The organism is Bacteroides stercoris ATCC 43183 (assembly GCF_025147325.1).
GTDB lineage: Bacteria > Bacteroidota > Bacteroidia > Bacteroidales > Bacteroidaceae > Bacteroides > Bacteroides stercoris.
The window spans coordinates 1,235,898-1,256,269 of record NZ_CP102262.1; the positions used below are offsets into that span (position 1 = coordinate 1,235,898).

12 protein-coding genes are annotated in these 20,372 nt (G+C 42.5%); 6 read left to right on the top strand and 6 right to left on the bottom strand.

The annotated features are described in order from the left end of the window. Positions 1 to 51: 51 nt before the first annotated feature. From NQ565_RS05075 to NQ565_RS05100, 6 genes are all read right to left on the bottom strand, one after another. Positions 52 to 1,500: a hypothetical protein gene (locus tag NQ565_RS05075; protein ID WP_005652787.1), complete on the bottom strand. Its 1,449-nt coding sequence runs from the start codon at positions 1,498 to 1,500 to the stop codon at positions 52 to 54. 41 nt (positions 1,501 to 1,541) lie between these two features. Further along, a complete protein-coding gene (locus tag NQ565_RS05080) occupies positions 1,542 to 3,314 on the bottom strand; it encodes a RagB/SusD family nutrient uptake outer membrane protein (protein ID WP_005652785.1) in 1,773 nt (590 codons plus the stop codon). Between the two features lie 12 nt (positions 3,315 to 3,326). Then, a complete protein-coding gene (locus NQ565_RS05085) occupies positions 3,327 to 6,323 on the bottom strand; it encodes a SusC/RagA family TonB-linked outer membrane protein (RefSeq protein ID WP_040315561.1) in 2,997 nt (998 codons plus the stop codon). Positions 6,324 to 6,354: 31 nt separating this feature from the next. Beyond that, positions 6,355 to 7,530, bottom strand: a complete 1,176-nt coding sequence (locus NQ565_RS05090) for a glycerophosphodiester phosphodiesterase family protein (RefSeq protein WP_005652783.1) — start codon at positions 7,528 to 7,530, stop codon at positions 6,355 to 6,357. 266 nt (positions 7,531 to 7,796) lie between these two features. Then, positions 7,797 to 9,440 carry a DUF6377 domain-containing protein gene (locus NQ565_RS05095; RefSeq protein WP_139168199.1) on the bottom strand — a complete coding sequence of 548 codons (1,644 nt, stop codon included), beginning with the start codon at positions 9,438 to 9,440 and terminating at the stop codon, positions 7,797 to 7,799. Between the two features lie 231 nt (positions 9,441 to 9,671). Continuing rightward, complete coding sequence (locus NQ565_RS05100) at positions 9,672 to 10,022, bottom strand: hypothetical protein (RefSeq protein WP_139168200.1); 351 nt, start codon at positions 10,020 to 10,022, stop codon at positions 9,672 to 9,674. Between the two features lie 1,071 nt (positions 10,023 to 11,093). Between NQ565_RS05100 and NQ565_RS05105 the strand changes: the two genes are divergently transcribed. The 6 genes from NQ565_RS05105 to NQ565_RS05130 all read left to right on the top strand — a co-directional run bounded on the left by NQ565_RS05105 (position 11,094) and on the right by NQ565_RS05130 (position 20,371). After that, positions 11,094 to 11,678: a recombinase family protein gene (locus NQ565_RS05105; protein WP_005652776.1), complete on the top strand. Its 585-nt coding sequence runs from the start codon at positions 11,094 to 11,096 to the stop codon at positions 11,676 to 11,678. Positions 11,679 to 11,921: 243 nt separating this feature from the next. Beyond that, entirely contained in the window at positions 11,922 to 12,233 is a 312-nt protein-coding gene (locus NQ565_RS05110) for a helix-turn-helix domain-containing protein (RefSeq protein WP_005652773.1), read from the top strand. Continuing rightward, positions 12,230 to 13,351, top strand: a complete 1,122-nt coding sequence (locus NQ565_RS05115; protein ID WP_005652771.1) for a type II toxin-antitoxin system HipA family toxin — start codon at positions 12,230 to 12,232, stop codon at positions 13,349 to 13,351. The genes NQ565_RS05110 and NQ565_RS05115 overlap by 4 nt, the downstream gene beginning before the upstream one ends. Positions 13,352 to 13,667: 316 nt before the next feature. Then, entirely contained in the window at positions 13,668 to 14,999 is a 1,332-nt protein-coding gene (locus NQ565_RS05120; protein WP_005652769.1) for an ATP-binding protein, read from the top strand. A gap of 12 nt (positions 15,000 to 15,011) precedes the next feature. Beyond that, positions 15,012 to 18,089 (top strand): glycoside hydrolase family 2 TIM barrel-domain containing protein, encoded by a 3,078-nt coding sequence (locus NQ565_RS05125; RefSeq protein ID WP_005652766.1) that lies wholly within the window; start codon positions 15,012 to 15,014, stop codon positions 18,087 to 18,089. Between the two features lie 134 nt (positions 18,090 to 18,223). Continuing rightward, positions 18,224 to 20,371 (top strand): hypothetical protein, encoded by a 2,148-nt coding sequence (locus tag NQ565_RS05130; RefSeq protein WP_040315565.1) that lies wholly within the window; start codon positions 18,224 to 18,226, stop codon positions 20,369 to 20,371. Position 20,372: the final 1 nt, after the last annotated feature.

Genomic DNA, 20,372 nt, shown 5'->3' on the forward strand with positions numbered 1-20,372 from the left:
TTTGGATGTAAAGGGGCGTATGTGTTAATATACACCCCTGATTGGATTTAATTATAGACCGGCATCGTATGCCCCTGCTTGCATTTTCTCTTTATTGCGAATTTGACCGCGTCCATCTTTACCGAAAGCAGCTTCTCCACACCATTCAAGAAACTGCATACCTATCGGATTGTCTTCTACTTTAAACTCTTTTACAACTTTAATTACTTCTTGTTCTGTGGCAAAATGTTTGATCTTTCCATCTGATACGTTCCATTGGTAAACACCATCTGTAAGGGTAGGATCGGGCATGTTGATATCGCTATAGTCGGTGTCTTTTTCTGTGGCTCCCCAATTCTTATCGGCAGCTTGATATACATTGTATCCTTTGGATAGATAGGGAGACTTGTCAAGATAGATGGTGCGAGTCCCCTTTCCTTTACAGAATAGTGAATTGACAAGAACTGCGGGGTAGCTGGGACTTCTAAGTACACCATAATTGTTGTTTTCGTTTCCTATAATCGTGGAGTTGGCTAATAGAAAATATCCGTCACCATTTACAACAATGTTTCTGTCATTATTGCCGGCTGCTCCCCAAATGGTAGTGTTGTTCATACACATGATTGCTTTTCCACCAGTATGAATTGCTGTACTCCATTGGGTCTTGACTGAATTCTCATGCAAAGTACATGCGTTCATAAATAGTTGACAACTTCCGTTAGCCAGTATTATGGCTCCTCCACGGTCTCCAGCGATGTTGTTATGTATTTCTACATTATCGATGTAGACATTGCCTTTATTGATAAAGAGAGCTCCACCACGTGTCGTTGCTGCTTTTTTCACATTGAAATTTTTAATGGTGCAGTCTGTCAGGTATAATGAGGTATTGGTTCCATTGGGGTAGAATGCTCTCACTGTTCCGTTTTCCTCTTTATTGTATTTTCCGTCAAACACGCAACCATTGAAGTGCAGGCTTGTCTGATTTCCCAATTGGAAAACGGAGTTGATGGTCTTGTTAGCATGACTGTCAGTCTTTCGAATCAGTGATGTAACAAAGCGTTTTGTGTCTCGTTTACTCAGATCGGTTCCGGCACTTTGGGGATCATAACCGCCTTCGATATAAATCTCTACAGGGTTTTTACAACCGGTGTAATCGACGTTTATTCCTGCATCATTTTTTACCAACTCATATTCACCGGCAGCCAAATAGATATACTTCCCGTCTAGTCTTTCGGCATTTTGGATGGTAATATCTGTATTGCTGCTTGCATTGAGTAGATTGCGCAAGAGTTCTGTACTCATGGCATTGTCCCATGAACTTCCGTCTAACAATCCCTTTCCGCTCGGAGTAACATAATAGCATTCCAAATCTTCGGGCATTAAGATTTCTTCATCTAAATCATCGGTTCCTGTTACTAGAGGGGGATCTACCATTTCATAATCTTCTTGGCAAGCTTGATTCATGATCAAAGCACATGTTAGTATGGCCAAATGTGATAGGATATATATCATTCGTTTCATTGTTTCTTAATTTAAACGTTAAACTGTTGTCTTGATTGTTATCAGCGAGTTATATCAGGATAGCCTGGGTTTTGTTTTAAATATTTGTTTTGCTCCAATACTTTTTGGGGAATCGGAAAGATTTCATAATGGTTATCTTTGTCACGAGGCTTATCCCACCATTCTTCCTGGAAACGACCAAAGCGTATGAGGTCTGTACGGCGACGAGTCTCATTGAGAAATTCTCGTCCCCATTCATCCAGCATCTCTTTTAAATCTAGTTTTACATTTCCTTCTGGCTCATAGGCTATGTTTGCATCGAAGTTTTTATAGTTGCGTTTGCGGACGCTATTGAGCAATTTACCGGCTTCAGCTACTCTGTTTAAGCGAAGTAAACATTCTGCCTTGGAATATATGATTTCTGGGAATCGCATGATGGTATAATCTGACTCTGCGAAATATCCTCCAGAAAAGGAGTAGAATGGATATTTTACACAATAGAACCCTGAGTTGAAATCTCCGTTTTCATATTTAGATTCTGCATAGTTGGGATTGGAAATGACTCCATCTGCTGCTTTTGATTCAAATCGTCCTACTTGGTCTCTAAGGTATATCACATATTGATTAAATGGATCGTAAGCATATCCTCCGTTCATGCGCGCGTTGGGTATTTTACCTTCTAGGAAAAACATTCCTTCACGTGATTTGCTGCTTGTGTTTTTGTATTGTTTGTAACGCACGTCTCCCGGATATTTGAGGAACTTTTGAGTTACCATACCCAATTCATATGTAAATAACTGGGGAGGATTTTGATTATCATAACTTGGAGAAATAGCAAACTGTGGATTTCGTTCTCCATCTCCTTCTATATCTAAATAGTTGGCAGATCCATAAGGCATGCTACGTCCATATACAGTGCGGTGGTTTTGTAGCATATGCCAGTGGTTCATTCCGTAGGAAGAAGGAAAGGCAAAGATTACTTCATTGGATGTATCATTGTTCCAATCAAATGCTTCGTACCAGTTTGGTCCAACTTCATAGTATCCAAATTCTCCTTTTATGATGCGGGTGCACATTTCTTCACATGAATTCCATCTGGCTTCACCTATCCATTTCTCTGCATTTAAGTATAAGCGTACTAATAGTCCTGCAGCAAAAGCTTTCGTGCACTGTCCTTGTTGTATACCATTACCTGACTGTCCGTTTTTGGCCGGCAGAATGTTTAGGCAATCTGTCAATTCTTTTTCTATGAAATTGAACAGGGTTTTCGGTTCTACCTGCTTTTGATTTTCGGGCAGCTTATTGATAGCCTGGTCAGAAGTCGTACATAACACAACATTACGGTAGGCGTTGAGTAAGCGCAAGTACTGATAGGAGCGGATGCATCGCAGTTGACCTTTAAACTCGTTCCATTCTTTACTGCTGATTCCAAAGTAATCGGGTGACAGCCGATTTAAGTCGTCGAGAATAACGTTGGCTTGGGCTATTGTTAAATAAATGCTGTTCCATTCTTGATTCCAACGTTCTTCTACTAAGTCGTCGTATTGGTGGCGATGAAATTTAGCCCATGCTCCTCCGTCAACCCACCATGTACCGCGACTGGGCGTGATTAACTGGTCTGCACAGCATTCTTCGCTCCAGTTTGCTTGGTTGACAGTGGAATAAATCCCTTCGAAGGGTCTAAAAACGGCATTAATGATGTCTTGTTTACTTCTGTAATAGTTGTCGGACATTACAGAACTATATACGGATTCTCCCAAATCTGTACACGATGAAAAACTGCAGGCTGTAATTGTGATGAGCCCTACTTTTATTATGTCTTTTAATTTTTTCATACTGTTCTTATTTTAAAAATTAACTTGTAAACCCAAGATGAATTGGAAAGCGGAAGGGTAATAATTCGCATTGCCTCCAAATGTTCCAGGGGTCAACCCATTAATCTGGTAGGTTGAAGGATCAACGCCAGAAAACTTAGTAAATGTATATAGATTGTTGGCTGTGCCAAAAACACGAATTTTATCGATGTATTTCTTCTTTAAGTTGAGCGTATATCCTAATGTGATGTTGTCGATTTTTATGTAATCTCCGGGTTCAATGAAGTAATCGCTCAGAATATTGATTCCCTTTTTTATATGTGCATTCTTTGAGAAGGCAGAGGTCAGCAAGTTGGTTGTTCCACTCTGAAGACCATAGTAGAAATCGTGTACATTAAAAATGTCGAATCCGCATGCTCCTCGCAATGCAAGGGTCAGATCAAAGTTCTTATAAACAATGTTGTGGGTCATTGATCCTGTAAATTTGGGTAAACCATTGCCTGTAATACTCTTATCTTCTTCTGTCGCTTCAGCTACAGGAATGGCTTTCCCATCCTTATTATATACCATCCAATCTCCTTCTTTGTCTACACCGGCATAGCGATAGGTGAAATAGTTACCGATTCGCTGCCCTTCTTCAATCCGTTGCAGGTATCCTGGATTGTTAGGATTGGACATTTTACAAGTGGAATAATAACTCTGTCCTTTGTAGATGTCATTGGAGAAACTGACAAATTTATTGTTGTTTGTAGCACCGACAATGGTCATGTTCCATGTAAAATCCTTCGCTTTAATGAGGTTGGCTGTGATGTCAAACTCGAATCCTGTGTTGCGCAATGTTCCTACATTGGCATATATGGAACTGTACAAGTTGGGAGGGGTAGGAACATTGTAGTTTCCAAGAAGATCTTCCTGCTTGCGAATGTAATAGTTGAACGAACCGCTGATACGGCTTTTGAATAAAGAAAAATCAAGTCCTATATTTTGGTTGCGTCCTTGTTCCCACCGGAGTTCGGAATTGACATTTTTACTTGGCCCCCATACATGGAAACTGTTTCCGTTGTATTGATACCATCCAAAGGCTTGATAGGTAGCGAGTGATTGGTAATTGCCAATTTCCTGATTACCGGTAATTCCATAGTCATAGCGTATTTTTAAATCGTCAATCCAGGAGATGGATTTCATGAATTTTTCATCCGAAATGCGCCAGCCAAGTGAAAAAGCCGGGAAGTTTCCCCATTTATGGTTTTGCCCAAATCGAGATGATCCTTCGTGGCGTAAAGAGAATGTGAGCATATATCTTTCTTTCCAATCGTAGTTCACTCGTCCGAAGAATGATATCAATTTGTGATCGCTCTTAGATGAGCCCATCATCGTTTTCCCTTCTATGGAGGCATATAATCCTGCTCCTAAATTGTTATATCCCAGAGCGTCTGAATCAAAGTTCCAGTTCTCTGCATCGAATCCCTGACTGACACCATACATGTAGCTATATCCTACCATAGCACGTATTTGATGTTCTTTTATACGGGTAGAAAAATTGGTAATCCATTCAAGATTGGTATCTGAACTTTTGGCAAAAGAACGTTTTGCTTTTCCATTAACTTCCGCATTTACATTGGGTCCGTATGTCGAGGGGGTAAATGTTCCTATTAATTTGTCAACTTTGTATTGTGATACCGTTATTTGGGATTTTAATACCATGTCGGGGTTTTGGGGTTTGAAAAGCGGAAGTAAATTGATTCCCGCAGAAGCGTTCCATTCCAATATGTCTATTTCGGTATCATCTTGCTCTTCTGTGAGGCGTTCAACTATGTTATATAATCCGCTGCCAGAAGGAAAGCGGTAATAGCCGTTTTTCTCTTTTGAATCATACACAGGTATGGTTGGATTATTTTGTATGGCTCCAGTAAATACATTGGGAGCAAGCTGGCGTTTAATATCACGGGGACTAATATTGGCTGAAAACGTAAAAAGTCCATCCTTGGTAGTGTGGTTGATGCTTGCACGTGCTCCATATTCCCGACGATCGGAACGGAGATCTACTCCCTCTGCATTACGATAGTCGGCTGTCAATCGGTAGTTGGTACGGGCGTTTCCTCCTGACAAAGTAATAGTGTGCATGTGTGTGACACCTAAGCGGGTGATTTCATCAAACCAGTCTGTAGAGGATCCTAGGTCATTTAAAGGATTGGATGGTATGCAATATGCACGATATTGCTCTGCATTCATAATATCAAGTTCATTTTTTACTTTGTTGAAGGTTATGGATGAACTGTATGTTGTATGGATTTGACCGTCTTTCGTTCCTTTTTTGAGATTGACCAAGATAACACCATTACTACCACGGGTTCCGTAAATGGCAGATGCTGCTCCATCTTTTAAAACGTCGATGGACTCTATGTCTGCAGGGTTTATGTTGGTTAAGTCTCCTCCCGGAATGCCGTCAATGACAATGAGTGGGCTAAGGCTTGCATTACGGGAGGATATACCACGTATTTGAATACTACCTGTACTATTCGGGTTGGCTAAGGCTGTGTTGGAAACAGATACACTTGAGACTTTTCCCTGTAAAAGCATGGAAGCATCTAAACTGGATATTTGATTCAGTTCTTTTGCACTGACGTGTGAAATAGCGGAAGTCATTTCTCTGCGTTTCATTGTACCATATCCGACAACGACTACTTCATTTAAGACTGTATTTTCTTCTTTTAGGATAATTCGCAGCTGCTTTTGTTTTCCTACTTTTATTTCTTGTGTTTCATAACCGATATATGTAACGACAATTTGTCCGTTTTGAGGGACTGCAATGGTGAATGCACCCTCAAGATTTGTTACAGTTCGTTCATGTGAATTGCTTACTTGAATTGTGGCACCGATGATTGCTTCGCCTTTTTCATCTACGACAAGACCTTTTACTTTGGGGTCTTGTTGTATTTGCGCATTTGTTGCATATAGGCCTACTCCGTTCCAAATGGATAGCGTAATAAATAAGATGCAGCCATATAGGTTATGTAATTTTTGAGTCATAACTGTGTATTGTTTTGTGTGATACATAGGGTTAACGTTTTCCTCGTTGTTTCAAGGCTTTGATAAGTTCTTTAGGAACATCGGTCATAATCATTTTTACCTCTGGAAAAACAGATAGTAAATCATCTAAGTATGTTTCGTTTAGTTCATATTCAGAAACTTCACTTCCTGTCCAAGCAAGCATGCCTATGGAAACTATCATTCCATCTGCTATGCCTTTAGATACATCCGTATTCTTGCCATTTGTTAAATAACTTCCTTGGATAAAATAGGTTCCTGGTAAACCAACGAGAGGCTTGTGTGATCCAACCCATGGATATGCATGTGCATTTTTGTCTAAATCTAATATTTCTTTTACTTTTTGTTCACTGTTGCAATAGAAGAATACAGACTCAATCATGTCTAATTTGCTGACTATGTCAAACACTTGTTTACTGGATGCTGTTCGTGGAGAGTAGTCTAAATTAAAATAGATTCTTCCGCGACCGGCTTTTAAAAAGGCTTCCAATGTTGGAATCTTTTCGTCTGTTAGATTGCCATTTCTATCTTTTAAATTATATTTTTGAATTTCCTCGAATGTCATTTTCGTTATATCACCGCTTCCATTGGTCGTTGAATTGATGGTTTGATCATGGCAAACAACAACGACACCGTCTTTTGTTACATGGGTATCACATTCGATTATTTCTGCTCCTGATTTAATGGCTGCTGATACGGACGAAATCGAGTTTTCCGGAATGCTTAAATCGGTTGTATGTGCTCGGTGAGTCATTACCCATACGGTCTTGTAGTCCGGGTCTTTAAATTGTTTCATTGCCTCACTTAACGCTAGCAAGTTATAAATTCTTATTCGCTTCTGGATATTATGTTCTCCTGCTATTATATTCATCATGTAATCACCACTCTTGGTGTATTGGTGAGTAATGACATCACTAGCTATGCCTTCTTTTACAGTTCCATCCCCAAAGTCAACATGCACGGTAATGTTCCTGTCGATATTCAAGATTTTTACTTCTACCACTTCTTTCAACATAGCTCTGGTGCTAGTGGAAAGATAAGGATTCTTTTTCACAGGGTCTTCATCTGAACATGCTGTAAATATACTACCTATACATAATAGGAGTATCCAACAACAATAATTCATCACGATTTTTTTAATCGTTGTTCCTTTGTCGGTGAACAAGGGAGGAAAATGTTTTTTTCTCATTAGCGTTATTTTTTATGATTAACTATACTACTGCAAATACTTTTTTCATTTGCAGTAGTAAAATTAATAATAATAGATAAGCGTTAAATCGGTGAAATTGAGACAAGTAGATTTTAATAATCTTCAAACAGCATAACTGATTGTTTTTCAGTGTATAATATTACCATTTGGTGACTAAAAAAGTAGAAAGCAAATTCCTATGTAGTAGAGTTTCTTTTGCAGAAAAACACCTAATGTCTTGTTGTAATCGAGTTGTAACATTGCTGTTATTGAATTTGCATTACTTTTTCTTCGAACACATCACGGGATACAGCTTTCTCTCGTAGACGCGTACGGTAATTATAAATCGTAGTAGGTGAGTAATGTAATAATTCTGCAATCTGCGCACTTTTAACAAACCCTAGACGTATCAAAGCACAGATACGAAGTTCGGTATTTAGCAGTTCTCTTTCTTTGAGAATAAATTGTTCTTCAGGGAGAAGTAGTTTGTTAACGGAAGTGACAAAATTGGGGAACAGGTGTAAAAATGCTGAGTCAAAGTGAGCGTAGAGTTCCTGCTGTTCCGTGGCAAGTACATCACTAGCACATGCTGTCATTTTCATCAAATCTGCATAGTCTTTTTTAAGCAACTTTCTGTTAACTTGTTTACGAAATTGGTACATACGGTCAACATAAGTGGAGCATAACTTGAAAAAACGTGAGATATATACTTCTTTGATATTATTACTGTCTATAAGTTCGAGGTTCGTCATTTGTAAGTGGTTGTTGATTTTCTCTAATTTATTGTTCACTTCAGATAGTTCTCTGTTTAGACTCTGTTGTTTTTCTTTGGCTACTTTTAGTCTTGACATTTGACGGTAAACGTAAATCAGAGCTACTCCAAGTAGGAAGGTCAGTAATGTAATGAGTAATAAATACGATTGCAGTTTTTCATTTTGCTTGCTGATTATTTCTTTGAAACGACTATTTATCATAGAATATGGTATGATATGTCTCCAATTTCTCATGCGAGTATTATATGCCTCTGTCACTCTCCAAGAAAAATTAATATAAGTATTTGCACGATTGATATCACCTCTTTCATACATAATTTGTGCCAAAAGCATGATGGATGACTGTTCCTGTATGGCAGAGCGCACGTCTGAAATAGCTGAGAGGATAAGATAATACAAAGATTCATCATCTTTGCCCATTGTCTTTAAGATGCCAGCACGGTCATAAGCAACCAAGGCATACAATGCTGTTCCGAACGTAGCCGATTTCATACGTTCGTCATTCCAGTGCATGGCTTTAGAGTAGTCCCTTTTTTCTTTCGATTGAAACATTTTTTCTGATAAATAAGCATCGTCGGTTGGGGGCAATATCTGCAAAATGGAATCACGATAAGTCAGTCCTATATTTCTATAATACTTCGATGTGTGTTTATTTCGGGGTAGGCTTACACCTGTTTCAAAAAACAGACGTTTGCTATACATATAATATCTACCTAGGAGAGAAGGGGGGATGGTAGAGCGGTTGATCTTTGATAGCACATCTTTAGCTTCTAAATACATTCCGACACATGTAAGCAGATAAACTTCCTCTAATAAGGTTTCTATTTCACATGGATAATTCTGTAATTGTTGAGCTAATGATAAATTCTGGTAAAGATAATGAAATGCAGAATCTGAACTGTATGTTTTGTATTCGTTGTATATGGATAAGTTTAGATCATAGCGGTCTGTAGATAGAGGGGATACAATGATAGATTTTAAATTTTCTATGCGTTGTTTTTTCCTATTTTCATACCTGCTGTAATTGCTAAGATCATGGTCTAAGACATGGAGTAAAGAATCTATGTCTCTATTAGCATAGATCAACATAGAAAGTAAAGAAAATGTGATAGACATAATATAGCGTAATGAATTCATAGTCTTCCATTGCATTTGATTATTCAATACAAAATTAGGCAAATGGCGAGTTATACGCAAGAGAATGATAAAAACAATCTCGGTTGTATTCAGCAATGTCGCTTGGGCAGTTGATCAAGGGCATATGTGAAGGTTTAGAGGATTACATGATTACTACAGAATATTTACAGAAAACTATTTTGATGAAATACATTGCAGCACTCCATCACCTCCCTCTAATGTGGTGAATGCTTACCTTCGTGGTAGATTACTTATTGTGTTCAAAAGATATTTAAAAGTGTGTTCATCCGCAATGTCAGTTTCCTGGCTGGTTGCCGTGATAGTAGCCACATTATCATCCGTGTTATAATCGTACAGCATGATAAGCACATTGCTCTTTCCTCCTTCTCCGATTTCTGTTGATGTACTTATATAAGGAGTCAGGACGCGAATCCCGTGTGCTACCGCACTGTCTATCGTGTCAGCCGAAATTTCCACGAAATGACTCGACAGCAGCTTCCGTATATTCCCCTTGAAATCATCCATGACGACACTTTTACCGGTAGTTGACTTGGCCATAGCGATGTGTTTAAATGCTGTCATATCAGCCTTGCCATGGATAAAGCTGTGCGATGTAGAAAACCTGCTATAAGACGGCAGTGGGTCATTGACAACGCTGGTAGTCGCACAAGACGTTCCCAGCAAAATAGCCGACAGGGCTACCAATACATTCTTTTTCATAAATCTACAATTAATAAGTAAATAGTAAAATATTATCTCCTGCTGCAATACAATCAATCCGTATATAATAGAGTTAAAAAATTTCAGTGTAATCAAAATATTAATCCATTTCAAAGAGTCCTTGATAATATTGATCTTCTTACGTCAAATAGTATAAATGTGATTATACGGTTAAATGTGGATTTGAGCAATATTTCTGATATAATAAATCTTGTAAAAAATGTCTTGCTGAAAAGGTTTAACTCAAATAGATTTATTTCTATATATAGCCATCTGCTTCTAGATTCATTGAGTAAAATCGATATTGAAGATCATAAACATCTATTTATGCAAAAGGAAGTGTTAGATAATTTGCTATATACGAATGGATTTTCTTGCCATGTTAGAACTGCATCGAAATTTAAATTATATAGGTGTATTGCAGATAATAAGAAGTCAGTTACTATATTGCCTAACGGACAAATAGGTCTGTGTGAACACTTTTCAGAAGACCATTTTGTATCAGATATAAACTCTTTTAGTGTTTTTAATATTAACGAAGTTTCTTTCTTGAGAACAAGACTTCCAAAGTTTAAAATGTGCTCAAACTGTTCATATTATCCGTTTTGTATTCGACTTGAATGCGTCCTGAAGCAGGGACTTGTTCTTATGAATTGAAGAAACACAATATACGAAATTTGCATCGAGAACTTTTATCTGAATTCGAAATTTATCTAGAAGAAAATAAAATGAAAACTAATAATGAATAATGGAGTACAAAACTAACACTGGTTATAGAGTGAATGTTTACGAAAATGATACTTCTAAAATAAAATAAACTATAGGTTTACATGGATATGAATCAGCAAGGATTACACCTTATTAATATAGGCATAACCCTTGCTTTTATATCCAAAAACACTATCTTTGCAAAATCAAGTCTAATTTGGATATATGGGAGAAAAAATAGGATATGCGCGAGTCAGTACGAGAGAGCAGAACCTCTCGTCTCAGGAGGATGCACTCAGCAAGGCCGGATGCATCCGAATCTTCACGGACAAAATTTCCGGAAAGGAGTTCAATCGTGAAGGTCTGAAGGCTTGCATGGATTATCTGCGTGCGGAAGATACTTTGGTCATTTTCCGTTTGGATCGTTTGGGTCGTTCCGTCAAGGAAATGCTCGACCTTTGTGCACAGCTCGAAAGCCGTCACATCAAGCTGGTCTCCCTGCAGGACAATCTCGACACATCCACGGCAGTCGGCAGATTTACCATGCAGATTCTGGCTTCTTTGGCTGAGTATAACCGCAACCTGATTCTGGAGGGATGCAAGGCAGGCATCGAAGCTGCCCAGAAGCGGGGTGTGAAGTTTGGCCGTCAGGCTGGAACCAAGATGAAGAAACCCAAGAAGGAAGCAGTCATTACCATGTATAAGGCTGGTACCTCCATCAAGGATATCATGAATATTACCGGCATCAAATCCATTCAGACAATCTACAATTATTTGAAGGAAGAGCATATCACTCCCAGTAGGCGTTGACATACTTTTTTTGTTTCCTTGTAGTATGGTATGAATGCTGTTTGATATGCTTCCATCCCTAAGAAAATGGGAATCGGTTGTCACTGGTTGTCACCTGGCTAAGTAACTTATTCGTTTTTGACTGATAATATCACATAGGATGAAATCATACAAAGATGTTTGCTTATAATCTCGTTAATTAGTATATTTGGCATATTATAATATGAACTAAGTAGAAAAATATTATATATCGCATAATATATTATGAAATATAGTTTTGATATTTTCGATAAAAATCCGGAGCGTTTGGCTAAAATACTAGCCGAGAACGCACGCAAACGCAGACTGGATAAGGGACTGAGCAGACGCAGTCTTTCTGAAAGGACAGGTATTCCGGAACCGACACTCGAACGGTTTGAGACCAAGGGAAAGATTTCGCTGGAGGCATTTCTGAAACTGGTGGTTGAATTCGATTGGTTTGATGAAATGAGTGCCATCCTAGGCAGAAGCAAGTTCAGCACCGGAGAGGAGCTGGAGACAATCAACAAAAACCAAAGAAGACAAAGAGGACGATGAAAGATATTCTAAAAATAACCGTTTCATTAGCGGGACGTACAGTAGGCACTTTGCAGATGACACCGGAGAGAGACCGATGTGTGTTTGAATACGACAAAGAGTGGATGGCCGATGGTTTCTCGATATCTCCATGGGAATTGCCATTCCAGACCGGATTGATTTACTCCAAAGAAAGAAGTTTGGGTGGAGGATTTGCAGCGTTTGAGGACAGTATGCCAGATGGCTATGGTCTTTATCTGCTTGACAGAATGCTTCGCCGTGAAGGTAGCTCATTGGGGGAACTTTCTCCTCTTCAAAGGCTGTCTCTGGTAGGTCAGTCCGGAATGGGAGCACTTTGTTACCAACCGGAAGTTTCCCAAGAACAGACTTCAAACCTTACAGACATAGACTTCGACGAGCTTCAGCTCAAAGCGCTTGATGTGCTCTCCGAGAAGAGTGATGCGGATGCCTCTTTCCTATACTACAACAGCCGAAATTCAGGTGGGGCAAGACCCAAGGCGGTGTTTAAGGATGCTGACGGTACAGACTGGATAGTCAAGTTCCGGCATGTCTACGATCCTTTGGATATAGGCAAGGTTGAATATCATTACATGAAGACCGCACAGAAATGCGGCATCGACATCCCGGAAATCCGTCTGATCCATGACAGCTACTTCTGCATCCAAAGGTTCGATATCCAAAAAGATCGGCGTATCCATACACTGACAGCGGCAGCCCTCCTGCAGATTGATTTTCGCACCCAGAGCATAGATTATGTAAACCTACTTGCACTGACCGGTTACCTGACTCAGGATCCGGTACAGGTGGAGCAGATGTTCCGAAGGATGGTCTTCAACATCGTCTGCATCAACAAAGACGACCATGCCAAAAACTTCAGTTTCCTCTGCGAAAACGGTCAGTGGAGACTGGCTCCTGCCTACGATATTACCTACTCCCCGCAGGGAACCAGAGGCGAACATGCAACGTCTGTCAAGTATTCGGGCCGTCCTTGCCTGGAGGATGTCATCGCGGCCGGCACCGGCATCCGTATAAGCAGAAAGCGCTGTATGGAAATCATTGAAGAAATCGAATCAGTATGTTGCACAGAACTTGATAGGGTTGAGTCACTTACATCCTGAAAACATGAGCTGTTTTTGATGAAATACTAGACTTTATCCGATTTCTCGCAAATTTAACTATTTCCCGCAAATCTGAGTTAGTCACAACTTTGTTAGTTGCATTGCAATCGGGATGCATCATTCCTATTGAGCAATCTGTCTCGCACGACATCAATACCAGTGATTGCCAGATTCTTTATCGATTGTAATCGATAAAGAATGGTATATTCTTGCTTATTCTTTATAGATTCTGTATTTTTGCAAAACTTACAGCTGTAAGACTTACGGCTATAAGTTTTGTATATTGTATTAAAGAATCACCCTATCCGAGCTGCTTATGAAATTTTACAATAGAGAAAAGGAACTGGCCTTGCTGGAGAAGACTCGTCAGATAGCCTTCACCCAGCATTCACAGATGACCGTATTGACCGGTCGTCGCCGTATCGGAAAGACGAAGCTTATCCTGAAAAGCTGCGAAGAGAGTCCGACGGTCTATCTGTTTGTGAGCCGGAGCAATGAAGCTATGCTTTGCCGTGGCTTCGCTCAGCACATCAATTCGGTTCTATCGAATATCTTCATTCCTGAATCCATCGATTCCTTTGCAGATGTCTTCGAGATGCTGATGCGTGCCGGAAAGACGGAAAGGTATAACCTGGTCATCGATGAGTTCCAGGAGTTCTTCTATATCAATCCCTCTGTTTACAGCAAGATGCAGGATATATGGGATCGCTACAAAGACTCCACGTTTATCAATTTCGTGGCCAGCGGTTCGGTTTATACGCTGATGAACCAGATTTTTATGGATGCCCGCGAACCGCTATACGGACGGTGTGACAGCATCATCAAGCTGCGTCCGTTCTCTACTTCCGTACTGAAGGAGATTCTTCATGACCACAAGCCTGACTATACGAATGAAGATCTTCTGGCGCTTTACACCTTCACCGGAGGAGTACCCAAATATATCGACCTCTTCATGCAGAAGGGTTGCACGGATATGGAAAGCATGGTGGATTACATCGTGCAATCAGATTCCCCGTTCCTAAATGAGGGCAAGGCATTGCTCATTCAGGAGTTCGGGAAGAAGTATGGCAATTATTTTGCCATACTGGCTGACATTGCCAACGGACGGAATACGACCGCAGAAATCGAGCAGAACATGGGGGATATGGTCATTGCCGGTCATCTCAAGAAGCTCGAAGAAGACTACGAACTCATTGTCAGAAAACGTCCCATTCTGGCTAAGGAAGGCTCGCAGACGGTCCGGTTTGAAATCTCAGACCTCTTCCTGCGCTTCTGGTTCCGTTATTTCGTCAAGTATCACCGGCTTGTCGAGATGGAGAACTTCGAACAGTTGGGACAGCTCATCAAGAATGACTATCCTACCTATTCCGGATCTACACTGGAGCAGTATTTCCGTCAGCAAATGATGGAAAGCTGCAACTTCATGGATATAGGCTCCTGGTGGCAGGCCAAGAAAGGAAAGGAGGCTTGCGAAATCGATATTGTCGGCCTTTATGTCGAAGACCGAAAAGCTCTGGTGGCAGAAGTCAAACGGCAGCGGAAGAACTTCAAGCCGGATGATTTTGCCATAAAGGTAGAAACCTTGCGGAACAAGGTTCTTCACAAGTACGACATCCAAACGGAATGTCTAACCCTGGAAGATATGTAACGTAACTGTCTGATGAATCCTACGCAGCGCACCTATATAGCTATCGACCTGAAGTCGTTCTTCGCTTCGGTGGAGTGTGTGGAGAGAGGATTGGATCCGCTCACCACCAATCTCGTCGTGGCCGATGCTTCGCGCACGGAGAAGACCATCTGCCTGGCGGTCACACCCTCGCTGAAAGCTTACGGCGTCGGTGGCCGTGCCCGTCTGTTCGAGGTGGTGCAGCGGGTGCGGGAGGTGAACCGGCAGCGGTGGTACCGCAGTTTTTCACACCGCCTATCCGGCAAGTCCTGCGATGCCCGGGCGTTGGAACAGCATCCCGACTGGGAGGTGGATTACATCGTGGCTCCGCCCCGGATGGCTTATTACATCGAATACAGCCGGCGGATCTATGAGATTTACCTGAAGTATATCGCACCGGAGGATATTCATGTGTACAGCATCGACGAGGTCTTCATCGATGTGACTTCGTATCTGCTGACCTACCGCATGACGGCACACGAACTGGCCATGACGATGATCCGCCATGTCCTGAAGCAGACGGGCATCACGGCCACGGCAGGTATCGGTACCAACCTTTATCTGTGCAAGATTGCCATGGACATCGTGGCCAAGCATCGGGGCGGATTTTATCGTTTTTCCTATGACATAACTTCTTTGTTGAAATATGGTGCTGCCAATAAGCTGGAAGTACGGGTAAAAAAACATTCCGGAAATAAGTCGGTGAATGCGGCCGAACGTAAGGCGGACTGGTGGTTGTTTGGGGGGATTTACCGTCCTGTATGGTTAGAAGCCAAACCTCAGATACGTATCGAACATATTGCAGTGGATGCGAAAATGGATGGGGAAATGCAGCTTTATACCGAGCTGAAAGGAGTGAAAGGCAAGGAAAAATTAACGGCAGCTTTACATCCTTTGGATGGAACGGACGTTTGTTCGGAGGTTCGGATGTGGGAAGTGGGGCATGACAGTGTGTTTGCTCATATTTGGAAAAATGTAGAACCTTGGACTCCGGAAAAACCTCGGCTTTACAATCTCATTGTTACCTTGCGGAATGAAGAAGGGGAGGCTTTACACCGGACATCTGTCCGCGTCGGATTCCGTACCGTTGACTTTCGTCCACGCGACGGTGTTTATCTGAATGGTACGAAACTGGTGATGAAAGGCATAAACCGTCATTCTTTTCACCCCGATGGCGGGCGTACCACCAATAAGGAACTCAGCATTCAAGATGCTCTGCTCATTAAAGAAATGAATATGAATGCCGTGCGTTCCCATTATCCACCCGATGAGCATTTTCTGGATGCTTGTGATTCGTTGGGATTGCTCTATATTGATGAACTTGCGGGCTGGCAGAATGCTTACGACACTGTTACAGGCAGCAAGTTGGTAAAAGAAATGATAGCAAGGGATGTAAATCATCCATGTATCGTACTTTGGAGCAATGGAAATGAAGGCGGGTGGAATATAGCTACGGACAAACTGTTCTACCGTTATGATCCGCAACGCCGTCATGTCATTCATCCTTGGGCGGACTTTGATGAATTGGATACACACCATTACCCGGCTTACCTGACCGGTGTAGGCCGTTTCACCAACGGATATAAGGTTTTCATGCCGACAGAGTTTATGCATGGTCTGTACGACCAGGGACATGGAGCCGGACTGGAGGATTTCTGGGCGCGATATACGGCACACCCTTTGTTTGCCGGAGGTTTTTTATGGGCATATAGCGATGAAGCTGTACGCCGGACAGACTGTAACGGCATTTTGGACAGTGAAGATTATAATGCGCCTGACGGTATTGTAGGTCCTTATCGGGAGAAAGAAGGCAGTTTCTATTCCGTACGGGAAATATGGTCGCCTATAAAGATAAAGCCTCTCCAGCTAACGCCTTCTTTCAATGGTCGTTTTTTAGTGGAGAACCGTTATCTGTTTACTAATTTGAAGGAGTGTTCCATGCGCTATCGCGTCCTTTCCTATCCTTCCCCGCTACAGAGCCGGGCAGAGGGATGCACAGTAGACAGCGGCCGGGTGAATTTGCCTGCTTTGGAACCGGGTGAAACCGGATATGCCTGTATAGCTGCATGGGAGAATCCGGAAATCCGGGAAAAATTCTTCTCTAAGGGAGATGTTTTGGAATTGGAGGCTATAGGACTGGATGGAAAGAGCGTGTGTACACGTACGTATCCCATCAGTTTTGCGAAAAGCTATTTTGAAGGGCAACTGGCTTCTTTGAAAAGAACAGGAAAAGGTTGTTGTGTGAACGAGGCTGATTCTTTAATAACGTTGTGTTCCGATTGGGTGGACATATCCTTTCGCCGAAACGATGCTACCATATATTCTGTATTGCGGAAGAAAGACAACCGGATAATTCCGTTGAAAGACGGTCCGCTGCCTGTAGGAATGCAAATGAAACTGGTGTCTCTTTCCGCTCGTATGGAGCAGAGAGGTGATGCTGTCCTTTGTGCCCGTTATCGGGGCGGAGCGGATTCCGTTGTGTGGCGTTTGCGTCCGGACGGGCTGTTGAAGATGGATGCCGTATTGCTGAACCGGGCATCGGGCGGTGGTGGCTTTGATGATGCTTTTACGGATAATGCCATACTTAACTTCGGGTTTACCTTCTCTTATCCTGAAAGCGAATGTACAGGTATGCGTTGGTTGGGGCGCGGTCCTTACCGTGTGTGGAAGAACCGTATTCCGGGCACGAATTACGGTATCTGGCAGAAAGACTTTAATAATACTGTTACCGGAGAGAGTGCGGACAAACTGGTCTATCCGGAATTTAAAGGGTATCACGCCAATCTTTATTGGGCCACAATTCAAGGCAAGCAGAATGCTTTTACCGTCTATGCGGCTACGGACGGAGTGTTCTTTCGTGTATTCACTCCGGATGAACCTCGTGGGCGTCAGGATGGTATCCATACAATGCCGGACTTTCCGGCCGGGGATCTTTCTTTCTTATTGGATATTCCCGCCATTCGCTCTTTCAAGCCGATAAGTCAGCACGGGCCGCAGAGTCAGCCTGGAACTATCCGTATCAAAAAAGGGGATGAGGGATTGAAACTGGAGTTGGCATTTGACTTTCTGTGACAGCTTGGGCAGTGTATGCCCGATAATCATTTCTCTTAGCATTTCCGCCAAACCGGACAGAATCGGTTTGGCGGAAATGCGTTATCTTTGCTTCGTTCACAACTATGAGATATATTACTTACACTAAAAATACCATGAAAAAACTGTTTTATTCTCTACTTGCAGTCGTCTTGGCAGCTTGCGGTTCGGAAAAGCAAGCGCCGATAGATCGTGAGGCGCTGGTTGCCCGTAACAACCCTCAGGTATCTTCGTTTGATTCGTTGGCGTCGTTGTCGGTCGGCAACGGTGAGTTTGCCTTTACTGTGGATGCTACCGGTCTACAGACTTTTCCTTCAGTATATAAGAAAGGCGTGCCATTGGGTACGCAAAGTCAATGGGGCTGGCATAGTTTCGGTAATCCCAATAAATACAAACCGGAAGAATACTTGAAAGAACACGATTTCGGTCGTGGACATAAAGAAATATACGCTTGTCAGTTTAAAGAAGACGGACGTCAGAAAGAAGCTTCCAATTGGTATCGCATGAACCCTCATCGCCTGCATTTGGGTATCGTGGGACTGGAGTTGGGCGATGATGTGAAGACTTCTGACATTACCGATATTGCCCAGACATTGGATATGTGGAACGGTGTCATCAACAGTCACTTCACACTGAAAGGTAACGCCTTTGATGTACAGACCGTATGTCATCCGCAAATGGACATGATTTCAGCCAGTATCACCAGTCCGGCACGTGCTGGGGTGAAACTGCATTTTCCATACCCTACGGGCGCTCATGCCGATGATGCCTGCAATTGGGATGCCAACAACAAACACACTACAGATATAGTCTTTGAGAATGCGCAAAGTGCAGTTCTCAAACGTACACTCGATTCTACCGTTTATTATGTATCTCTGCGTTGGGAAGGAAAAGCTTCCCTCAAGGAGAAGTCTGCAAACTATTTTGTACTGACACCGGCGGAAGATAAACTCGCTTTTTCTTGCAAGTTTACGTCTGCTTTTCCCGGAACTGTATTCGAGAGTGAACCGGCTGTCTATACATCTGCCGATACTCTGCCTACTTTCGCCGAAACTCTGGCAGCCGGCAACAGCTATTGGAACAATTTCTGGAAGAACGGTGCGGCTGTAGACTTCTCACATTGTACCGACCCGCGTGCCAAAGAACTGGAACGCCGTGTCGTATTGAGCCAATACCTGCTCGCCATTCAGTCGGCAGGCAGTGTTCCGCCGCAGGAAACAGGACTGACCTACAATTCATGGTTTGGCAAGTTCCACCTCGAAATGATATGGTGGCATCAGGCTTGGCAGGCACTTTGGGGGCATCCCGAATTGCTGGACCGCACACTCGGCTGGTACGAAACGGTAGAACCTGTTGCCCGTGAGATAGCCCGCCGTCAGGGATTCGACGGAGTGCGTTGGATGAAAATGACCGATCCCAGCGGAACGGAAGCTCCGTCTAATGTAGGCAGTTTCCTGATTTGGCAGCAACCGCATTTTATCTATTTGGCCGAACTCGTTTACCGTGCCAATCCTTCGGATGAGGTGATTAAGAAATACAATCATCTGGTGCAGGAAACTGCAAAGTTCATGTATTCTTTCGCCACTTACGATGAATTCCATGGACGTTTTATCCTGAAAGGCGCTATTCCCGCACAAGAAACATTGCGTGCGGCTACTACCATCAATCCGCCGTTCGAACTCTCTTACTGGCATTATGCCATGAATGTGGCTCAGCAGTGGCGTGAACGTGCCGGTGAAAAGCGTAATCTGGAATGGGATGAGATGATAGACAAACTCTCTCCGCTGGCCTATAATGAAGACTGCCTTTATCTGGCTGCCGAAAATGCAGTGGATACTTACAAGGATATCCGTTTCACCAGCGACCACATGGCAGTGCTTGGCTCTGTGGGTATCCTGCCGATGAACAAGCTGATACGTGCTGACTATATGAAGAATACGCTTCATTGGGTGTGGGACAACTGGAACTGGGGCAAGACATGGGGCTGGGATTACCCGATGACCGCTATGAATGCCACTCGGTTGGGTGAGCCCGAAAAGGCTGTAGGTGCCTTGCTGATGGATAAGCGCACCAATACTTACTTGTTGAACGGACACAATTATCAGGACGGACGTCTGCGTTGCTACCTGCCGGGCAATGGCGGCTTGCTGACTGCCGTAGCGCTGATGTGTGCCGGTTGGGATGGGTGTGAGATGAAGAATCCCGGTTTCCCGCAAGACGGTACATGGGATGTGCGTTGGGAAGGATTGAAGCCGATGCCATAAT